This is a genomic window from Methanosarcina spelaei, from assembly GCF_002287235.1.
Lineage (GTDB): Archaea > Halobacteriota > Methanosarcinia > Methanosarcinales > Methanosarcinaceae > Methanosarcina > Methanosarcina spelaei.
Genome location: NZ_LMVP01000006.1, coordinates 1 through 17,295 on the forward strand (window position 1 = coordinate 1; position 17,295 = coordinate 17,295).

Below are 17,295 nucleotides of genomic sequence, written 5' to 3' on the forward strand. Positions count from 1 at the left end.
TGGATCAAAATAGAATAACAGGAGAAGGAAGTGAAGCCTGAACCGATGACCAATGAATATCGATTAAACTAACACAGGTAATAAGTTTTCCTTTTGGCGTTCAAGTTCTTCCCTTAAAGCGGCCAGCTTCTTTTTGGAATCCTCAATACTCTCTCCAAACGAGTGAATTTTGCCCAGAAGTTCAGCTTTCTTATGTTTGAGTTCAGCCAGTTTTCCCAGTGTTCGAACTTTCTAACCAGCCTGGAAAAATTCTTTTTTCAACTTGATAATGCAATTGGAGAGAAATGTTTTATAACTGTATAGACAATTGAATTATTAAACAGTTAAGAAAATATAATATAAAAAAGAGATGAGAGCTTGGGACGCTATTCAATAGAGGATTTCATTCAAAGCACAGAAGAAAAGGATCTGAATCAGGGAATTTTTGAGCTGGAACGTGAACGCCTTCTTGAGGTTAACCTTGAAGGAATGGTCTGGACAAAAAGAGGGTCAATGGTCGCATACACAGGCGATATAGTTTTTACGAGGGAAGGAGTTTTCGAACACGGAATAAGTACTTTTGTGAAGAAGGCACTTACAGGTGAGGGAGCTAGCCTTACAAAAGCCGAGGGCAAAGGAAAGCTCTATCTCGCAGATGAAGGAAAGAAAGTATCAGTCCTGAAACTTGATAACGATTCCCTTTTTGTAAACGGTAACGATCTACTTGCCTTTGAGACCTCTCTAAACTGGAATATAAAAATGATGAAAAGTGTTTCAGGAATGATGGCAGGAGGGCTTTTTAACATTAAACTTGAAGGAACCGGTATGGTTGCCATTACAACTCACCAGGACCCCCTAACTCTTCGGGTAAGCCCAAGTCATCCGGTCTTTACTGACCCCAATGCTACAGTTGCCTGGTCAGGAAACCTGGAACCTGAGATAAAAACTGACATTTCCCTGAAAACCCTGGTTGGAAGAAGCAGTGGAGAATCATTCCAGATGGCTTTCAAGGGAGAAGGATTTGTAGTGGTTCAGCCTTATGAGGAAGTTTATTTCCAGATGCAGACCTGAAAAATGCAGTTTTGGACGTATACTGGGGTTTTCGCTCAAGCCTTTTTAAAAGGTTTGCAGGTAAATCAGCCTCATTCAGCAGGTTGAGAAATAACTGCTTTTCTACCTCTAATTCAGCCCTTTTGAGCGAAAGAAGTGAGCGAAAAGCTCCCGAGAAGGAACTCGGGAAGAAACTTCTTTGTTCATAAATTAATCCGCTTGAGCGAACGAAGTGAGCGAAACGGACCCGTTCTCCCGAGAAGGAACTCGGGAGCTACAACTTTGCTTTAACTGAACTCATGCTGTCCTCCCGAGACAGGACCTGGGAAGTTTACACGCAAATCACTATCGATTAAACTGAGATTGGAAAGAAGTTTTTTCTTTTGGTGCTCCAGTTCTTCCCTTAAAGAGGTCAGCTTCTTTTCAGAGTCATCAATATCTTCCTCAAGAGAGCGAACCCTGCTCAAAAGTTCAGATTCCTTATGTTCGAGTTCAACCAGTTTTCCGGTATTCGAGCTTTCGAGTTCAGATTTCTTTGCTTCAAACTCCTTCAGGGCTTCTAGATATTCTTTTTTTCGCTCTGGAAAGTTTGAGATTGCAGATTTAACCTGTAATAGAGCTTTTTCTTTTTTCTGGGTCTGCATATCCAGGGCATTATCTTCGAATATTATTTGAAGTTCCGAGAAAAAAGAAGGATTTACACGCACAGGAGCTTCAAGACAAATATCAAGCTGTTTCTTTACTTCCGGCTTTAAGGTATACCTGCTGCTTTCGTGAAGTTTCTTAATTCTTGAGAGATGACCCGAAAGTGGGAGCACAAGAGAACTCAAACCTGTCTCGGCTTTCCTGAGTTTTTCCCTGGATGCGTTAAGTTCTGTCTGAAGGTTCTGTAAACTCTGCCAGACTGGGCCTTTTCTGAAATCCTCAAGAGCCTGGCTAGCTTCGGAAGTTTCAACCTTCAAAGCCTGAACTCTCCGATTTCTGGATTCAAGTTCCATTTCTTTGGCAGTTATTGAGGCAGAAAGTCCCTGTACTTTATTCATACTTGAGTGAGCTGCTTCTATGGCATCCATTTCTTTCTTATTTACCCGAATTACCTCTCCAAGCTCGTTAAAAACTTTACCCAGGCTGGCAAGACTTTCGCTAACTTCTTTTGATTCTTCCGGAAAAACACCTCTGGTATACCTGAAACTCTGGTTCATATGCTCCAGACAGGCATTAAGGCTCTGTGTAGATGCTCCATAGAAGCTTTCAAGAACCCTAAAGTCCCTGCTATCCTGCACCCTGATTTTATCTGTCAATGTTGCGACCTGTTTTGTCACATTTTCTCTGTTACTCTTCGCTCGCTTTACAGCCCTGACATCAAAGTCTCCCTCAACTTTAGCCTCAGCAAGCCTGGAGTTACTTTCCTTGAGTGCCAAAAGTGAAACTTCAAGTTCTTTTACAAGGCCAGATACGTCCTTTTCTACTCGGGAAGATATTTTTTGAGACACGGCATCCAGCCATGAGGGAAGGCCTTCAAAATTGATTTCTTTGAGACCTCTTTCCTCACTGGAATCTTCTTTTTTTCCGAACAGTTTCTTAATCCACTTCAACCTTGACCTTCCCTGAATTTGATAAAAAATTTAACTTATTTCATTAATTCTGTATACTTTTGAAACTTGTGATGTTAAGTATTTATTCTGTAAAAGACTTTCCGGGATTAAAAAGACAGAATAAAAGAAAGATAGAGTCTACAGATGTATAAAGAAATTAAATGCTTTTTATATTGATAGCCAAATAATAAGTATAATCCTGCACTCTATTTTAGAAGTCTACTCTTTATAAATCTACTTTTAATAAGTCCTACTTTTCATAGGTTCTATTCTTTATAAATCCTATTCTCATAAGACCTATTCTTCATAAGTTCTATTCTTTATAAGTTCTATTTTTAATAAGTAATACTGTTAATAAGTTATACTGGAGAAGTTACATGAGAGTTGCTTTTGAGCTTCTCCACAAAGATAAGAAGGAAGGTAAAAATAAGGAAGGTAAAAATAAGGAAGGTAAAAATAAGGAAGGTAAAAATGAGCTTTGAAACAATAATGAAGCAGGTAATTCCATATACCGAGATAACGGTATCCAGGCTGATTTTTGCATTAATAGTGCTCGTTATGGGGTTCATTTTATCAAAGTATGCTATTCATGTTTTCAGAAGAGGATTACAGAAAACAAGGATTCCGGATCTCACTGTTCAATTTCTTACCCATTTTTTAAGTATCCTCCTTTATTTAATTATTATTCTTATTTTCCTGAAGAGTCTGAATTTTGATGTGGATAGTTATGTATTAGGAGTTTCTGCAGCAATAGGCATTGTTCTCGGACTTGGCCTGCAGGATACCTTCACAAACTTGACTGCCGGAGTATGTGTTGCCGCAATCAGGCCTATTGACATGGGAGAAACTGTAACCGTAAACGGACAGACCGGAAAAGTGAAATCCGTAGGGATTATGTCAACCGAACTCCTGACACTTGACAACCAGCTCATAACAGTTCCGAACAAGCTTGTCTGGGGAAGTTCTATTGTTAATATGACACGGATGCCTACAAGAAGAGTTTCGGTTGATATAGGAATAAGTTACTCCTCAAGCCTCGAAAAGGCTACAGGAATAGCACTCAATCTAATGAAAACGCACCCTCTTGTCCTTAAGGAACCCGAGCCTGCAGTCGTAACCACTGAACTTGCCAACTCCTCGATAAATTTGCAGCTCAGGGCCTGGGCAAAAACAGAAGAAATGGGAACCGTAAAGAATGACCTTGTTACAGGAATAGTTGACGCTTATACGAAAGAAGGAATTGAAATTCCATTCCCCCAGATGGACATAAATATAAAAGAAATCAAACCAAAAGAAGGTAGAAAATACACAACAGAACAGGATATGAAGGTGCAGGAAGAAAAAATTGTACTTGAAGAGGGGCTCAATGTGGAAGGACTATATTAATCGGAACCAATCTTTTAAAAATATCTATACTTTCCTGGCCTCCATATATCTGTTTACATCTGACAAGTTATATGACTTAACATGTTATATGGAACATGGCAGTGATCCTGCCTTCAAGTTCATTCCATCTTTCAATTGCCCAGGGTGTCGGAAAAAGTTCTATTCCACATTTTTTGCTCGTAAAGAAATCTTCAGCTTCCTCAGACAATTTAACAAATCCTGTCTGCCCGGTTCCAATAATGATTTTTTCTGTCCCTTCCTCATAAATGTGCTTTGCTTCATCAAGCGAGATTTTGTGGGAAGTTCCGTAGAGCTCCTTTGACAGTCCTTTCTCTCTTTTTTCTACCTGTCCATTGAGGCGAATAAGTATATCATATTTAAAAGTCTCTCCGTTTACAGTAATCGAACCAAAACTCGTAGAATCTATCTTTGGCTTCATAGTTCACCTCTTAATTGAAACTAAAAACAAGATTTTCTATTTTATAATTGTTGCATATACCTCATATATTAATGGATAGGCCCTGAGTACATTATTTTTCAAGCTACAGGCATATCTGAACGTAAATACTCATACAATTTTCTACTCCTGCATGTCAACCTGGTGAAAATAAGAGACTTAAGAGGACTTTACGCGTTCAGGAAGTAAAATCAACTACAATAGACATTATAATCAAATAATACCTTAAGCAGTGAAAGTTTATGCTTTAAGCAGTTAAAATTTATGCCCTAAACAGTTAAAGTTTATGCTTTAAGCAATAAAGTTTTATTTTATTGATTTTTCACTTCACAGGGCAAGCAGATAAACGAGTGAGCAGATAACGAAATGTAACCCTATAAGCATCACCTTGAGGTAAATAAGTGTAAAATCTCGTAAGGGCGAATAAGTGAGGAGTTTTGGAATTGGAGAAAATTCCGGAAAGGAAAACGCAACTTCACGCACGAATAATAGGCCCTCTTTTAAATAAATGAAAATAATTTGCTACCATAGAAGTATAAGAGACTCTAATATCCCGAGTTTACATAAAGAAACTTCTAGGTGTTAATATTTTTTTGCATAGGAATTTAATATAAGGCATTATAAGATATGGACTTGACAAACGTCTTACATATTAATTCTTGTCAATATCAAATCCAGTTATAGTTATTAAAAGTTTTATGGTTTTTGTATTTTTAAAATAAAGCTTTATCAAGTTTTAATTTTTTTTTCTATTTTTATTTACAGTTAAAAAAATAAGTATGTTTATATTTTAATATTTTCTAGTGAGTTTCGATTATGGGTGTGCTCAGATAAAATGAGACCCCCCCGAAAATAAAATGTAATAGGTAAAAACACGGAGGAAAAATAATGCGAAATATGTTCAAAGCAATCTGTATTTTCACATTAGTCTTTTTTGTCCTGTCAATGACAGGAGCCGCATGTAGTAACAACTGTAAAACAACGAACAACTGTAAAACAACAAATGCAATAAACGACACGTATTCGTTTCAACTTAAAAAATGTCCAAACACTGCTTATTGCTTTAACTATGATACTGTACTGAAGAATGACCAGGGATGCAACCTTAAAGTTACAAACACAGGAACTATCAAGACCAAACTGGGCGGTACAGTGACTGTGAAGAGTAACGGCGCATTCTGCTACAAAGCATCATCTAAATGTTGTTCTAAAACATGTTGTACTTGCACTGACAGCTTCAAATATTGTATAAAAGGCAAGGACGGAAAAACCGATTGTGCAACTGTTACACTGAAACTCAAATGTCCCACCTGCTAAAGTACTCTTCAGGTACCTGCTCCAACAGGTGCATTTATTGTAACTAAACGCATTAAAGGGAAAAGAAAGTGTTAATTTTGGGGATTTAATCCCAATCCTTTAATGCTTTTAGCTTAATAATTATGGAACATCTCAGACCATCAAAATTAACTGCATTTCGATTCTAAAGTTTTTTTTCTAAAAGCTTGCTTTCTGAGATTGTTAGTATTCGGTTTCTATTAGGTTTCTATTAGGTTTCTATTAGGTTTCTATTCATTTGTATTCGGTTAAGGATTTTGAGCTGCTGATCTCGATTTCGACGGAAAAACTCAAACCCAAATGTTTAGTGTTTAAATTGAAATCGATATCAGATTCCAGTTTTGCATTTGATGAATAATTTAACAAATTTTATGAAAATCAATGCAATTGATAACGATTTTTCCTTAACCGATGACCAATGGGTTTCTATTAGGTTTCTATTAGGTTTCTATTAGGTTTCTATTAGGTTTCTATTAGGTTTCTATTAGGTTTCTAACTCAATTAGCTGAAAAACGATAGTTCACGTTTATAAAATTTCTATCGGATTCAGGATAAGGGACTTCGGTTTTTTAGTCAGGACATTTTTGAGAAATATTTTTGGAAAATTTCTCAGGGTAGCCACTTTCAGAAGCTAGAACTTGAGATGTCATCCCCGCACACTGCAGACAATCGGGCTTTTTCCTTTTTTGCACATTCCATTCCATCTTCAACAGCTTCCCTGATAATATACCCGGCCTTGTGAAGGATAGTGTCCCCGAGTTGAGGGTCTTTGTCCATGCTGGCAGTACAGGGATAGGAGTGATGAGCACCTGAGATGGTTTCCTTATATTCGGCAGTGTCAGTCCAGCCGAGCTTTTTTGCCACAAACCAGGTAGAGCCGCATGGGGCGTCCCTGAGAACACCTGCACCAGTAAACATCTTTCCATCAGGGCTCATTTCAATTCTGAGCACAGGCTTTCCGAAACCAAGGTCAACAAATGCATCTATAACAGGCTTTCCGGTTTTTTCAAGAGCACAAAAAGGCTTTGGACCTTCAAACTCAACTCCAATAGCTTCAAGCTCTTTTTTAAGCTGTTCAAGTATCCCTGCAGGAGTTTTCTTAGAGTCTTCAGCAGGTGCGATTACGGCTTTTGCCTTCGTTTTCTTCACAACGTCCGGAAGGGCTATAAGAAGGTCTGGGTGGATGCCAATAGCAAGTATAAGGTCGCATTCCGGAAGTTTTGGAGGCATGTATTGCTCGGGCTCTTCTATAAACGAGGGCAGGTCTTGAGGAAATTCATGAATTCCTACAATCAGGTTCGCATATGACTTTCTGGCCTGCCTGCAATGGTTGCAGAGTTCTCCGCAGGATACGCAGAAATTTCCAGGATTAATCAGGTTCTGGATAACTTTTTTACCAAGTTCGCCTGAGTAGAGTACAAGGATCTTCATAACATACCCCATATTTAATGACTGTAAGGATTGTTGTCATCATCTTTCTCTTTCGTTGTAGATAGAAGTTAGAATTACTTTTCCCCAAAAATATAAAAAAGAGGGAAAGGAAATTAGCGAAGAGACCTTTGAGAAAGTGTTTGAGAAACTGCTAATGTTCAGTTCTGATACCTTCTCATTTAATGTCTATCCGGTTTTCTATAAGATACATTGTAATTATTTGTTTCAATGTATAAATAACGGGAGTTTCAAAGTAGAAATCAGTATCCACATCTAAACCTGGATATACAGTTAAGTGGAACGAAAAGCACTGAAGATAAGAAAATAAAAAAACTAAAAATAAAGTAAAAATTGAGGAAAAGAAGAGAAGAAAAAAGATGGAAAAAACCAGGAAAAAAGAAAAGAGGGAAAGAAAAAGAAAAGAGGAAAAGAAGTAAGGAAAAAAGGGAACTAAAAAAGGGAAGGAGAAATAAACAGATTATTGTCAAGGAAATAGTTGTAATTCGGTCTACCCTTTCTTCACTCTCCCAATTTCAAAGCCCCATGCGGACACATCTTGATGCACACACCACACTGTATGCATTTCTTTTCATCTACCAGGACACTCCAGGAGTTATCAAAAGAATACACATTCATAGGGCAGACTGAAATACAGGCTCCACAATTGATACATTCTTCCTCATCCCTGTGAATAGGCTGATCTAGAATGGAAACTATAGCTCCTCTTGATTCCAGAGCATTTTTGATTTTATCGAATTTGAGATCATTCACATCCGCTATCAGTTCGCCGTAAGTCGAGTCAATATTTGCAACCATTATATTAATCAGGATTCCGGTTTCGACTATGGACTCGGAAATGATAGGGTTATGGATTCTGTCGGTAGGAATGGTAATCTTGATTTTCACGTTCAGTACCTCCTTGCAAGAAGTTTGCTGATATTGTCACTTGTTATTATTCCGAGAACCTGCCTATGGGCGTCGATCACCGGCATTGCAGATACACCGTAACGATCCAGCCGCCTTGCTGCAAGGTCCACGGGCTCGTTCGGAGCACATGTAAGCACCTTTTTCGTCATAACGCTCTCTACCGAATCAAAGCAGTTTTCTGCAACGGCTTTCGAGATATCCCAGGCGGTCAGGATCCCAACCAGTTCGCCAGTGTCCGAAGTCACAGCCAGATGGTTGAAAGAATTTTCCCAGATCTTCTTTGCAGCGTCCTGGACAGTTTGATCTCTTTTGATTGTCACAATAAAACTTGACATCACATCTTTTACCAGAGGTACGGCCTGGGTCTCTTTCATAGGTTTGGCAAACCCCTCAGCACACAGTCTTTCCACAGGCATGCTGACAAAGAATTTTCCATCCTTAACCCATTCCTTTAATTCATTTGCAATCGTTCTCGCGTTCTTGAAACTTGAGAGGGAAGAAGTGGGCACATCTTTTCCGTTAATCTGTACCGAGCCTGATCTCAGTTCAGCATAATTTACCTTTCTAATAACCGGCTTGTCCCGGCTTCCCACAGCATAATCCTGAATCGTGGTTACAATATCCTCATCACGGACTGCAGTTGCGGCAGCAAGTTTTTCGTTAAGGATAGGGATGGGGATTCCGATTCCCATGTAAAGAGTAGCTCCGTATCCGGTAAAGGAAGCAGCTCTCAAGTAGTCAGGGTTCATCTCCTTCAGGTTACCTTTAAGCATGAGAGTTCCAAAACCGGAGGACGGAGAATGCTGAGTTCCGTTTCCTATAACATAACCCTGGGCTCCTCCCATAAAAATCCTTGTTCCCGTGCCTACAGTTTCATAATTCGGGTCGTTTGAGAGAGGAGAGAGTACACCTGCCCCGGAATAAGTCACATTTCCAAAACTAGGCAAAAGTTCACCCATATAAGTGTTCAGGATCCTTTTGGAACTATTAGTTGCTGCTGCATATTTCTGGTAAGCGTTTCTAGGGTTAAGAAGAATAGCTTCATTAAGGTCTTCAAGAGTAATTATCGTATCAAGTACTTTCCTCGGATAACAGTCTGTCCCATACGAAGTGGCATGAACATCGATTTCTTTGCCTCTCAAGAGGTCTTCAATAACATGAGCTCCACCATACTGGATTCCCCGTGTATCTGAAATCTGGGCAGCCCCCAGATAAGCGTCTACGGCTGCCAATCCGCTATATGCTTCTACATTGTTGAACCAGATCTTTTGGATTTTTATGGGAGGCTCGGAATGCCCCAGGTTAAGCATTAAGCCGGATGAACACATAGCTCCGAATGTGCCTGTAGTAACTACATCTACTTCTTTAGCAGCTTCTTCCACGCCAAGTTCCTCAACAATTGTGACCATTTCTTCGGCTGTCACTACATTGACGCTTCCATCTTCAATTTTTCTATTAATCTCATGAACCGATTTTTTAACCATTAAGGGGTCTCCTCTTTTTGCAGAATTATATAGATTGTAATATTTATTATAATTATATATTACTTGTGATAATGTTAACGGTAATAGTCCTGTCCGAAGACGCAAAAAGATATGCTTGAACTTGATTTGTTTTCAGATTATCAGGTTTATGCCCTTAGTCCAATAAATAATATTCATAATTATGGGCTATATATATTACTTGCGATAATTGGAAAACTCTTTTAATACTGAGTCGAACTATAATAGATTATAACAGTTCATGCAGTATACAGTTTGAACAATTCGAGTTCTTCTCAGGTTCCAGGCAAGTTAATTTCAGTAAGTTTCTTATGCTTACAGGATATACCCGAGGCCAGGTGATCTGTTGACACGTATACTTGCTACCGGGACTTTTGACCTTCTCCACCCCGGACATATTTATTTTCTGACCCAGGCCAGAGCTCTGGGAGATGAACTTTTCGTTATTGTTGCGAGAGATTCAAATGTAACTCACAAGCCAAAACCAGTTGTGCCCGAGGAGCAACGGCTGGAGATGGTAAGTGCACTCGGGATAGTCGATAAGGCGCTTCTTGGTAGCGAAAAAGATATGTTTGAACCTCTGAAGCAAATCAGGCCAGATATAATTGCCCTGGGTTACGACCAGCGTTTTGACGCCGAAATTCTGGAAAAAGAACTTGACAAAAGAGGGCTTCCTGCAAATGTGGTAAGAGTTCCACTTTCGAAAGAATGCCCACTTTGCAGCACAGGTGCAATCATAAAAGAGGTACTTAAACGGTATGGGTAAATGTAAATCTGCCCCTACCATTTCATATTCGATTGATACCTGTTATTCTTTATTCATACCTCTTTTCAGAAAGATAATTTATTGGATTTATTTCAGGAAAATACTTTTTCAAGTCTCTCAAGAGCTTCCCTGATTCGGTCAATAGATGTTGCATAGGAAATCCTGATAAAATCCTCGCCAGACGAACCAAAAGCAATTCCAGGCGTAACTGCCACCTGAGCTTCTTTCAGCAGTTGTTCTGCCACCTGAGTCCCGTTTCCATACTCACTGACATTAGCAAAAGCATAGAAAGCTCCATCGGGCTTTTTACATTCAAGCCCCATTTTGTTCAGGCCGTCAATAAGGACATCACGGCGCACTTTGAAACGGTCAACCATTGCTTTAACGCTGTCCTGAGGGCCCTGAAGGGCTTCAAGTCCACCATACTGAACAAATGTAGTCGCACTGCTTACGGAATGAGACTGAATTTTAAGTAGAAGTTTGAGAATCTCAGGAGGAGCAGTCAGGTAGCCGAGTCTCCAGCCCGTCATGGCATATGCCTTGGAAAAACCGTTTACTGTGACAGTTCTCTCCTGCATCCCATCAAAGCTGCCAATGCTGATATGCTCCCTGTCATAGATAATTTTCTCATAAATCTCATCTGAGACCACTATGAGGTCATGGTCAATTGCAAGATCCGCGATACATTGTAAAGTCTTTTTCCCGAATACTCCACCTGTCGGATTTCCCGGACTGTTTACAACAATGAGCTTGGTTTTATCAGTGATGTACTCTTCAAAATTGTCAGGAATAAAACCTTTCTCAGGAACTGTCGGAACCCAGACGGTTTCCGCGCCTGCAAAATGTATACATGCATCATAAGTTACCCATGCAGGGTTAAACAGGAGAGCCTGGTCCTCATCATCGAGAACGCCCATCATTACCTCAAAAATTCCCTGTTTTGCTCCTGGGGTGACAAGAACACCTGTCTCAGTTACATCGAGGTTGTTTTCCGTCCTCAATTTTTCGGCAATGGCTGCCCTTAGTTCAGGGATACCTCCAGAAGGAGCATAGTGAGTTTTTCCCTCATACATAGCCTTTGCCGCAGCATCGCAGATATTCTTAGGGGTATTGAAATCAGGTTCACCAAGGCTGAAATTGATTACGTCTGTACCCTCTTTAATCATTCTGGTCGCAATATTAGAGATCCTTATCGTTGCGGATTCTTCTACACGCTTGAGCCTTGCGGATGACATAGGGATGGTCCTGGTTTATAAATTCGCTAGTTTATTCAGATATTATAAAATTCACAGCCGCCGTACCAATTTTACTGCGGCTTCAACGGCTCGCTTTGCATAGTCCACACGTTCATGAGCAGCCATGCGAGTCATACCTGGGCCAGGAATTCCGAGAGTTACAGGCTTATTGAACTCAAGAGAAAGATCCATGATCTTCCTTGCAGCATGTTGCATAACTACCTGGTCATGGTCAGTCTCACCTTCGATTACAGATCCTATAGTAACCACGGCATCGATGTCATCCCTCTGGCAAAGCTTCTTAATCGCAAGGGGCATATCAAAGACACCTGGGACAAGAATTGTCTCTTTAACTGTTGCCCCCAGGAATTCCGCGTGTTCTCTTCCAAGCAGTTCCATCTGATAGGTCAGATCCCTGTTAAATTCAGCTACAACAAATCCTAGGCTGATAGTCATCTGATAAGGTCTCCAGTCTTGTTTTTTACATAAATTAATTCACGATCTTAATGAGCCTGCATCCTCAAAGCCTTGCCTTTGACCGGTACCGGCTTCTCGAATTAGTTTTTCAGGCTTGAAGAGCAACTTTATTACGTTTAAAGCATGCTCCCGGGTCCTTCTGTCCATAAGGAAAGCAAGTTCTTTCTCATCCTTTCCTTCATTTTCATGGACAAAGACTTCGATAATATGAGTATTGGTCATGAGCTGTGCCATAATAATGCCTTGAGAAGCTTCATGAGCACAGATTTTGTCCTGTTCCTTAGCTCCGGGCATGCCAAGAGCCATAACGATATCGCACCCTTCTTCTTCAATAAGTTTTTTAGCTGCGACAGGAAGGTCCTTTATCCCTGGTACGGTTACTCTTTTGATTTTTACAGATACATTTTTTTGTATCTCGTCAATTGCCGCACGCCCCATATCATAACGTGCGAACGTGGTATCTGCAATTCCTATTGTGGGCATGTAAATCAGAATTTCAGTTAAAATCTTTTCAGGGCTTTCTTGAAAAGATCCGGTAGACATTGTTCTACCTGTCTCTAAGTCTATAACTTTATCTTTTTCAGGTTCTATCAAGGACACTGGTTGCAGCTTATATACCTGCAGTTCCCGAACCACTTAGCACGAAAATATCATTCTTTGTCTGGAAAACGCTGGAAAGAATTTCCCTGCAATCAGTATAGATTCCGGCAAATTCCGCACTTCGGTGGTTGATCATCGGTTTTGACATGGCTCTAAGGACTCTGGGTGTAACAGTTACGGGACCAGGCATCATGAGAAGGGTATCTTCCAGATCCATATGTCTTATACTCCACATTTTTAAAGTTTGACATATAATTCAATTTTATTTTTTTTTGATTTAATTAATTTATTTTAAATTTAATTTATTTTTATATTCTATCTGTAAAGTGATTTTAGTACTTCCATTTTTATTTATTTAGATTTTTGTGCTTCTGTTTAGTGTTTTGCACTAATTCTGCAGTATGAAAGTACTGCACATCTGAAATAATTCAGAGTAATATCATTGTGATATGGCATGTTCGAAAGCCCGGCAGTACATTATTCAGGGAGTTTGCCATAGGACTTATTAGTTAATTTACGTTGCATGGTTAAACATTAGTCCGATTTAGAGATCAGGTTTAATTGAATTCTAGTATATAATTGATGTGCTTTTCATGCTCTATTCGGTATACCGTCCAACAAAGAGAATGGATTTCGGTTATTGGCCCTGTAGAAGCGTCATTACATCATGTTTTGTCACGACGCCGATAACTGCTCCTTTTTCTACTACCAGTACGGCAGGATTTCCTTCCAGCATATGCGACACGACTGAGATAGAAATGCCTGGAGACACTGTTGGGAAAGCCTCTCCCATTATCTCAGAAACTTTCAACTGGGAAATTGATTTTTTCTTATTTTCGGCCATCAATTTCACTATCATGTCTTCGGAAACGCTTCCAACCGGAATGCCCTTATCAAGTACAGGAACCTGTGAGAAACCATGCTTCTGCATCAAGTTTACTACTTCTTCCACAGAATCGCCTGGAGAAACATGAATTACAGGGGAATGCATCAGATCTATTATAATAATCTGCTGTTCCTTCTCAACTTCCTCAAAAGCGTCAAGGATTTTCCTGACAGTTGAAAGCCTGGGATCTACATCTCCCGATTCTATACGAGCTATAAGGGGCTGACTTACTCCTGCCCTTTTAGCCAGATCGCTCTGGGTAAGCCCGAGTTCATTTCTTCTTTTTTTAAGATCTTCGGGTGTTGGAAGCTGCATGTATATTACTGATAGTAATTATTATATATAATATCATTGGTTAACATAATTTGTGAAGTTTAAATATAGACAATATTAAACTGAGAGAATTATTCTCAAAAAAGCCCGTTACATAACTGGGTAAAAAGGAGAAATTAAAAAATACTTGATTTTAAAGATCAGTTAACACAGACACATTGACTAAAAAATTATTCGTATGTCGGAAAAAAGAAGTTAGTAAAAGTTAGTAAAATAGTGATTCTACAAATCAACAGGAAAATAAGAGTTAATAAATATACAGGGTAAAAAATTTTTAAATTGATGGGAAATCAGAAGTTGGCAAATAAAAAGAAAATCAGAAGTTGGCAAATAAAAAGAAAATTAGAAGTTGGCAAATAAAAAGAAAATCAGAAGTTGGTAAAAGAACAGGAAAAATGAAAATAAGGTAAAACTGCATTCTTAGTGTTTTTACTCAAATGTAAGAGAGATTCTCAATCTCCTTAGATTTCCTTGTTAGGAGTTCACCTTTTATAGCTTCGTAATATTTCATCGTGTCCGATGTCACTGAAGGGCCGGTTTCTGTTACTGCTTTAAGGAAGTGTTTCTGTTTTACACTTTTTGCGTGAAGGTCTTCACGTAAAGCAAGCCTTCCTGCCTTTTTACACACGGCTGCAATATCTGCACCTGTATACTGATTGGTCATAGAAACAAGCTTTTCGAGATCAACATCCTCAGAAAGTGTCATTTTTTCAGTGTGGACCTTAAAGATCTCCATGCGAGCTCCCTCATCAGGAACCGGAACAAGGATCAGTTCATCAAAGCGTCCTGGTCGAATAAGTGCAGGGTCAATGACGTCAGGACGATTTGTTGCGCCAATTACTACTACAGCCCTAAGCTCTTCTAGCCCGTCCATTTCAGAGAGAAGCTGATTAAGGATTCTTGCCGTAACCTGTGGCTCACCTGCATAGGCTCCACGAACGGGCGCAAGCGAATCAAGTTCGTCAAGAAAAATAATTGAAGGAGCTACCTGCCTTGCCCGTGTAAAGACCTCAGAAATCTTTTTTTCGGATTCTCCGTACCATTTGGAAAGCAGATCACTCCCCTTGGCTGCAATAAAATTAGCATCAGATTCGTGGGCTATTGCTTTTGCAAGCAGAGTCTTTCCCGTACCCGGAGGGCCGTATAGAAGGACTCCTTTGGGAGCCTCAACCCCAATATCCCTGTAAGATTCCGGACTCTTAAGAGGCCATTCTACTACCTCTTTCAGAAGCTTTTTTAATTCTTCCAGGCCACCGATGTCGTCCCAGCTCACAGCTGGCACTTCAATCAGGATTTCCCTTATTGCTGAAGGCTGGACATCTTTGAGAGCATTTTCAAAATCTTCTCTTGTTACCTGAAGAGAATCCAGAATTTCAACCGGAATTTCAGGTTTATTGAGATCGATTTTAGGCAGAACCCACCGTAGTGCACTCATAGCTGCCTCCCTGCACAGAGCAGCAATATCAGCTCCCACGAACCCATACGTTATTTGAGCAAAATCCATGAGATTTACGTCTTCGGCAAAAGGCATTCCCCTGGTATGGATCTGGAAAATTTCTAACCTTCCATCAGTGTCAGGGACTCTAAGTTCAATTTCTCGGTCAAACCTGCCAGGGCGGCGGAGCGCTATATCCAGGGCTTCAGGACGATTAGTTGACCCTATAACGATTACATTCTTGCGAACTTTAAGTCCGTCCATAAGGGAGAGAAGTTGAGCTACAACTCTTCTTTCGACCTCTCCGGTTACCTCAGCCCTTTTAGGGGCAATGGAGTCAATCTCATCCAGGAAGATAATTGCAGGAGCATTCTTTTCTGCGTTCTCGAAAATTTCCCTTATCGCCCTTTCGGATTCACCGTAATATTTTGACATAATCTCAGGGCCATTGATAGAAATAAAGTAGGCATCGGATTCATTGGCAACTGCTTTTGCAAGCATTGTTTTTCCCGTTCCGGGCAGACCATGGAGCAATACCCCTTTTGGAGCATCGATTCCTAGCCTGTCAAAAAGCTCAGGATGCTTCAAAGGCAACTCTATCATTTCCCTGACTTTCCCGATGGCTTCTTTCAGCCCACCCAGATCTTCATACATAACAGTAGAAATATTATGTTCAGGAATTACTTCGATTGCTTCAGGCAAAAGCTCAACTTGAGTTAAGTCTGTAATCTTTACTATCCCAGATGGAAAAGTAGAAACTACCTGCAATTTTATTTCTCCAAGCCCGAAAGATGGCACGAAGCCCTCACCGAAAAAGTCCTGGAAGAAATCTTCGAACATAACTCCTTTGCCAAAAGTCTCCGTTTCCTTCAATTTCCTTAAACTTGTGGTGGAAATAAAATCACCCTTTGAAACCGTACGGTTCATGAATATGGCTTTAAGGGTTTCACTTGGTGCATAGATCTGCATGCCCTTAGCTACAGGTGCAAGAGTTACACTTTTTGCTTCTTTCCACTCAGCTTTGCGAATATTTACATGTTCTCCGATACTGGTTTTTGCATTAGTGCGGATAAGTCCATCCATACGTATAATCTCAAGTCCCGAATCACTTGGGTATGGGCGTCCTATAAGGGCTGAAGTCGATTTTCCCCCTCTTATTTCCACAACGTCAAAGGGATTGAGATCCAGCTTTTCCCTGAAATTTTCGCCTATTCGGACAATACCTTTTCCAACATCCCGTTGATCGGATTCTGCAACTTTCAATTTTATCGTTGTCTTTTCCGTATCCGTCAAAACAATACCCCCATCTCAGTAAAAGTGTTCGGAAACTCTTGAAAAACGAAAACATAGCAGTCAGGCTTATAAACCCCATTCACTTGCCTTCTTTGTATTCTCAGAAAGTCTTTTAAGTTTATATAAATTAGATTTTTCTTGAATATCTCCCCACTTTCAACATCAGATTCTTTAAAAATGACTGTTAATATGTCAACAGATGCTTGAGTACTCCACAACTATGCAATTTTTAGTATAAAGTCCAAAAAATACCTTCATCTTCATAGTATATATGTTTCCAACCTGATTTTATATATACAATCTGGCATTATAATTTCGTAATATTGGTACTGAATGACTTTCCAGGCGTTTTATCATCTACTGCTCTTTGCACTGAGTTCTATACAAGAGCAATTTAAGGATGGATACAGAAAAAGTAAATTTCAATCCTACATTCCGCAGATGTACACAGATGTAGAATTTATTTGCCGATTTGCCATATTATCTCATCAAATCCGATTTTAAGTTTTTAGCTTATTGCCGTATTGAGATAATAAGTGGCATTTTTGTGTACATGTCGGGTAAGTCGGGAGGATTACTCCTCCTTTCTCCCCTAGGAACCGTACTTG

At 39.7% G+C, this 17,295-nt stretch carries 14 protein-coding genes and 1 pseudogene; 4 read left to right on the forward strand and 11 right to left on the reverse strand.

The window, feature by feature from the left end; genetic code table 11:
* Positions 1-357 precede the first annotated feature (357 nt).
* Complete coding sequence (locus tag ASJ81_RS00800; RefSeq protein ID WP_095642807.1) at positions 358-1,050, forward strand: AIM24 family protein; 693 nt, start codon at positions 358-360, stop codon at positions 1,048-1,050.
* A gap of 266 nt (positions 1,051-1,316) precedes the next feature.
* On the opposite strand, the gene ASJ81_RS00805 is transcribed toward ASJ81_RS00800, so the two are convergent.
* The gene (locus ASJ81_RS00805) at positions 1,317-2,624 is read right to left on the reverse strand and encodes a cell surface protein (RefSeq protein WP_095642808.1); all 1,308 of its coding nucleotides are present in this window, start codon (positions 2,622-2,624) and stop codon (positions 1,317-1,319) included.
* A 471-nt stretch (positions 2,625-3,095) separates the two neighbouring features.
* Between ASJ81_RS00805 and ASJ81_RS00810 the strand changes: the two genes are divergently transcribed.
* Positions 3,096-4,010: a mechanosensitive ion channel family protein gene (locus ASJ81_RS00810; RefSeq protein ID WP_095642809.1), complete on the forward strand. Its 915-nt coding sequence runs from the start codon at positions 3,096-3,098 to the stop codon at positions 4,008-4,010.
* A gap of 76 nt (positions 4,011-4,086) precedes the next feature.
* On the opposite strand, the gene ASJ81_RS00815 is transcribed toward ASJ81_RS00810, so the two are convergent.
* Positions 4,087-4,449 carry an Mth938-like domain-containing protein gene (locus ASJ81_RS00815; protein ID WP_048108703.1) on the reverse strand — a complete coding sequence of 121 codons (363 nt, stop codon included), beginning with the start codon at positions 4,447-4,449 and terminating at the stop codon, positions 4,087-4,089.
* Positions 4,450-5,355: 906 nt separating this feature from the next.
* Here ASJ81_RS00815 and ASJ81_RS00820 point away from each other — a divergent pair.
* On the forward strand, positions 5,356-5,784 hold the full coding sequence (locus tag ASJ81_RS00820; RefSeq protein ID WP_245859654.1) for an Ig-like domain-containing protein: 429 nt from the start codon (positions 5,356-5,358) through the stop codon (positions 5,782-5,784).
* A 642-nt stretch (positions 5,785-6,426) separates the two neighbouring features.
* Here ASJ81_RS00820 and ASJ81_RS00825 read toward each other — a convergent pair.
* The 3 genes from ASJ81_RS00825 to ASJ81_RS00835 all read right to left on the reverse strand — a co-directional run bounded on the left by ASJ81_RS00825 (position 6,427) and on the right by ASJ81_RS00835 (position 9,644).
* Entirely contained in the window at positions 6,427-7,233 is an 807-nt protein-coding gene (locus ASJ81_RS00825) for a DUF166 domain-containing protein (protein WP_095642811.1), read from the reverse strand.
* A 519-nt stretch (positions 7,234-7,752) separates the two neighbouring features.
* Positions 7,753-8,139 (reverse strand): 4Fe-4S binding protein, encoded by a 387-nt coding sequence (locus tag ASJ81_RS00830; RefSeq protein ID WP_095642812.1) that lies wholly within the window; start codon positions 8,137-8,139, stop codon positions 7,753-7,755.
* Positions 8,140-8,141: 2 nt separating this feature from the next.
* Positions 8,142-9,644 carry an L-aspartate semialdehyde sulfurtransferase gene (locus ASJ81_RS00835; protein ID WP_095642813.1) on the reverse strand — a complete coding sequence of 501 codons (1,503 nt, stop codon included), beginning with the start codon at positions 9,642-9,644 and terminating at the stop codon, positions 8,142-8,144.
* Between the two features lie 340 nt (positions 9,645-9,984).
* Here ASJ81_RS00835 and ASJ81_RS00840 point away from each other — a divergent pair, with 340 nt between their 5' ends.
* Positions 9,985-10,428, forward strand: coding sequence for an adenylyltransferase/cytidyltransferase family protein (locus ASJ81_RS00840; protein ID WP_095642814.1), 444 nt, complete (start codon positions 9,985-9,987; stop codon positions 10,426-10,428).
* Positions 10,429-10,520: 92 nt separating this feature from the next.
* On the opposite strand, the gene ASJ81_RS00845 is transcribed toward ASJ81_RS00840, so the two are convergent.
* The 6 genes and pseudogenes from ASJ81_RS00845 to ASJ81_RS00870 all read right to left on the reverse strand — a co-directional run bounded on the left by ASJ81_RS00845 (position 10,521) and on the right by ASJ81_RS00870 (position 16,687).
* Positions 10,521-11,663: a pyridoxal phosphate-dependent aminotransferase gene (locus ASJ81_RS00845; protein WP_095642815.1), complete on the reverse strand. Its 1,143-nt coding sequence runs from the start codon at positions 11,661-11,663 to the stop codon at positions 10,521-10,523.
* Between the two features lie 51 nt (positions 11,664-11,714).
* Positions 11,715-12,119, reverse strand: coding sequence for a 6,7-dimethyl-8-ribityllumazine synthase (gene ribH, locus ASJ81_RS00850; protein ID WP_048108716.1), 405 nt, complete (start codon positions 12,117-12,119; stop codon positions 11,715-11,717).
* Positions 12,120-12,158: 39 nt separating this feature from the next.
* Positions 12,159-12,623 (reverse strand): riboflavin synthase, encoded by a 465-nt coding sequence (gene ribC, locus ASJ81_RS00855; protein WP_048110518.1) that lies wholly within the window; start codon positions 12,621-12,623, stop codon positions 12,159-12,161.
* Between the two features lie 130 nt (positions 12,624-12,753).
* A pseudogene (locus ASJ81_RS00860) lies at positions 12,754-12,957 on the reverse strand (aminotransferase); the annotation flags it as partial.
* 420 nt (positions 12,958-13,377) lie between these two features.
* The gene (locus ASJ81_RS00865; RefSeq protein WP_095642816.1) at positions 13,378-13,941 is read right to left on the reverse strand and encodes a CBS domain-containing protein; all 564 of its coding nucleotides are present in this window, start codon (positions 13,939-13,941) and stop codon (positions 13,378-13,380) included.
* 451 nt (positions 13,942-14,392) lie between these two features.
* Positions 14,393-16,687 (reverse strand): CDC48 family AAA ATPase, encoded by a 2,295-nt coding sequence (locus tag ASJ81_RS00870; protein WP_095642817.1) that lies wholly within the window; start codon positions 16,685-16,687, stop codon positions 14,393-14,395.
* Positions 16,688-17,295 lie beyond the last annotated feature (608 nt).

Coding starts and splice junctions, on each gene's coding strand:
- ASJ81_RS00845 (WP_095642815.1), bottom strand. CDS start 11,663: ATGTCATCCGCAAGGCTCAAGCGTGTAGAAGAATCCGCAACGATAAGG.
- ASJ81_RS00820 (WP_245859654.1), top strand. CDS start 5,356: ATGCGAAATATGTTCAAAGCAATCTGTATTTTCACATTAGTCTTTTTT.
- ASJ81_RS00835 (WP_095642813.1), bottom strand. CDS start 9,644: ATGGTTAAAAAATCGGTTCATGAGATTAATAGAAAAATTGAAGATGGA.
- ASJ81_RS00810 (WP_095642809.1), top strand. CDS start 3,096: ATGAGCTTTGAAACAATAATGAAGCAGGTAATTCCATATACCGAGATA.
- ASJ81_RS00815 (WP_048108703.1), bottom strand. CDS start 4,449: ATGAAGCCAAAGATAGATTCTACGAGTTTTGGTTCGATTACTGTAAAC.
- ribH (WP_048108716.1), bottom strand. CDS start 12,119: ATGACTATCAGCCTAGGATTTGTTGTAGCTGAATTTAACAGGGATCTG.
- ASJ81_RS00825 (WP_095642811.1), bottom strand. CDS start 7,233: ATGAAGATCCTTGTACTCTACTCAGGCGAACTTGGTAAAAAAGTTATC.
- ribC (WP_048110518.1), bottom strand. CDS start 12,623: ATGCCCACAATAGGAATTGCAGATACCACGTTCGCACGTTATGATATG.
- ASJ81_RS00865 (WP_095642816.1), bottom strand. CDS start 13,941: ATGCAGCTTCCAACACCCGAAGATCTTAAAAAAAGAAGAAATGAACTC.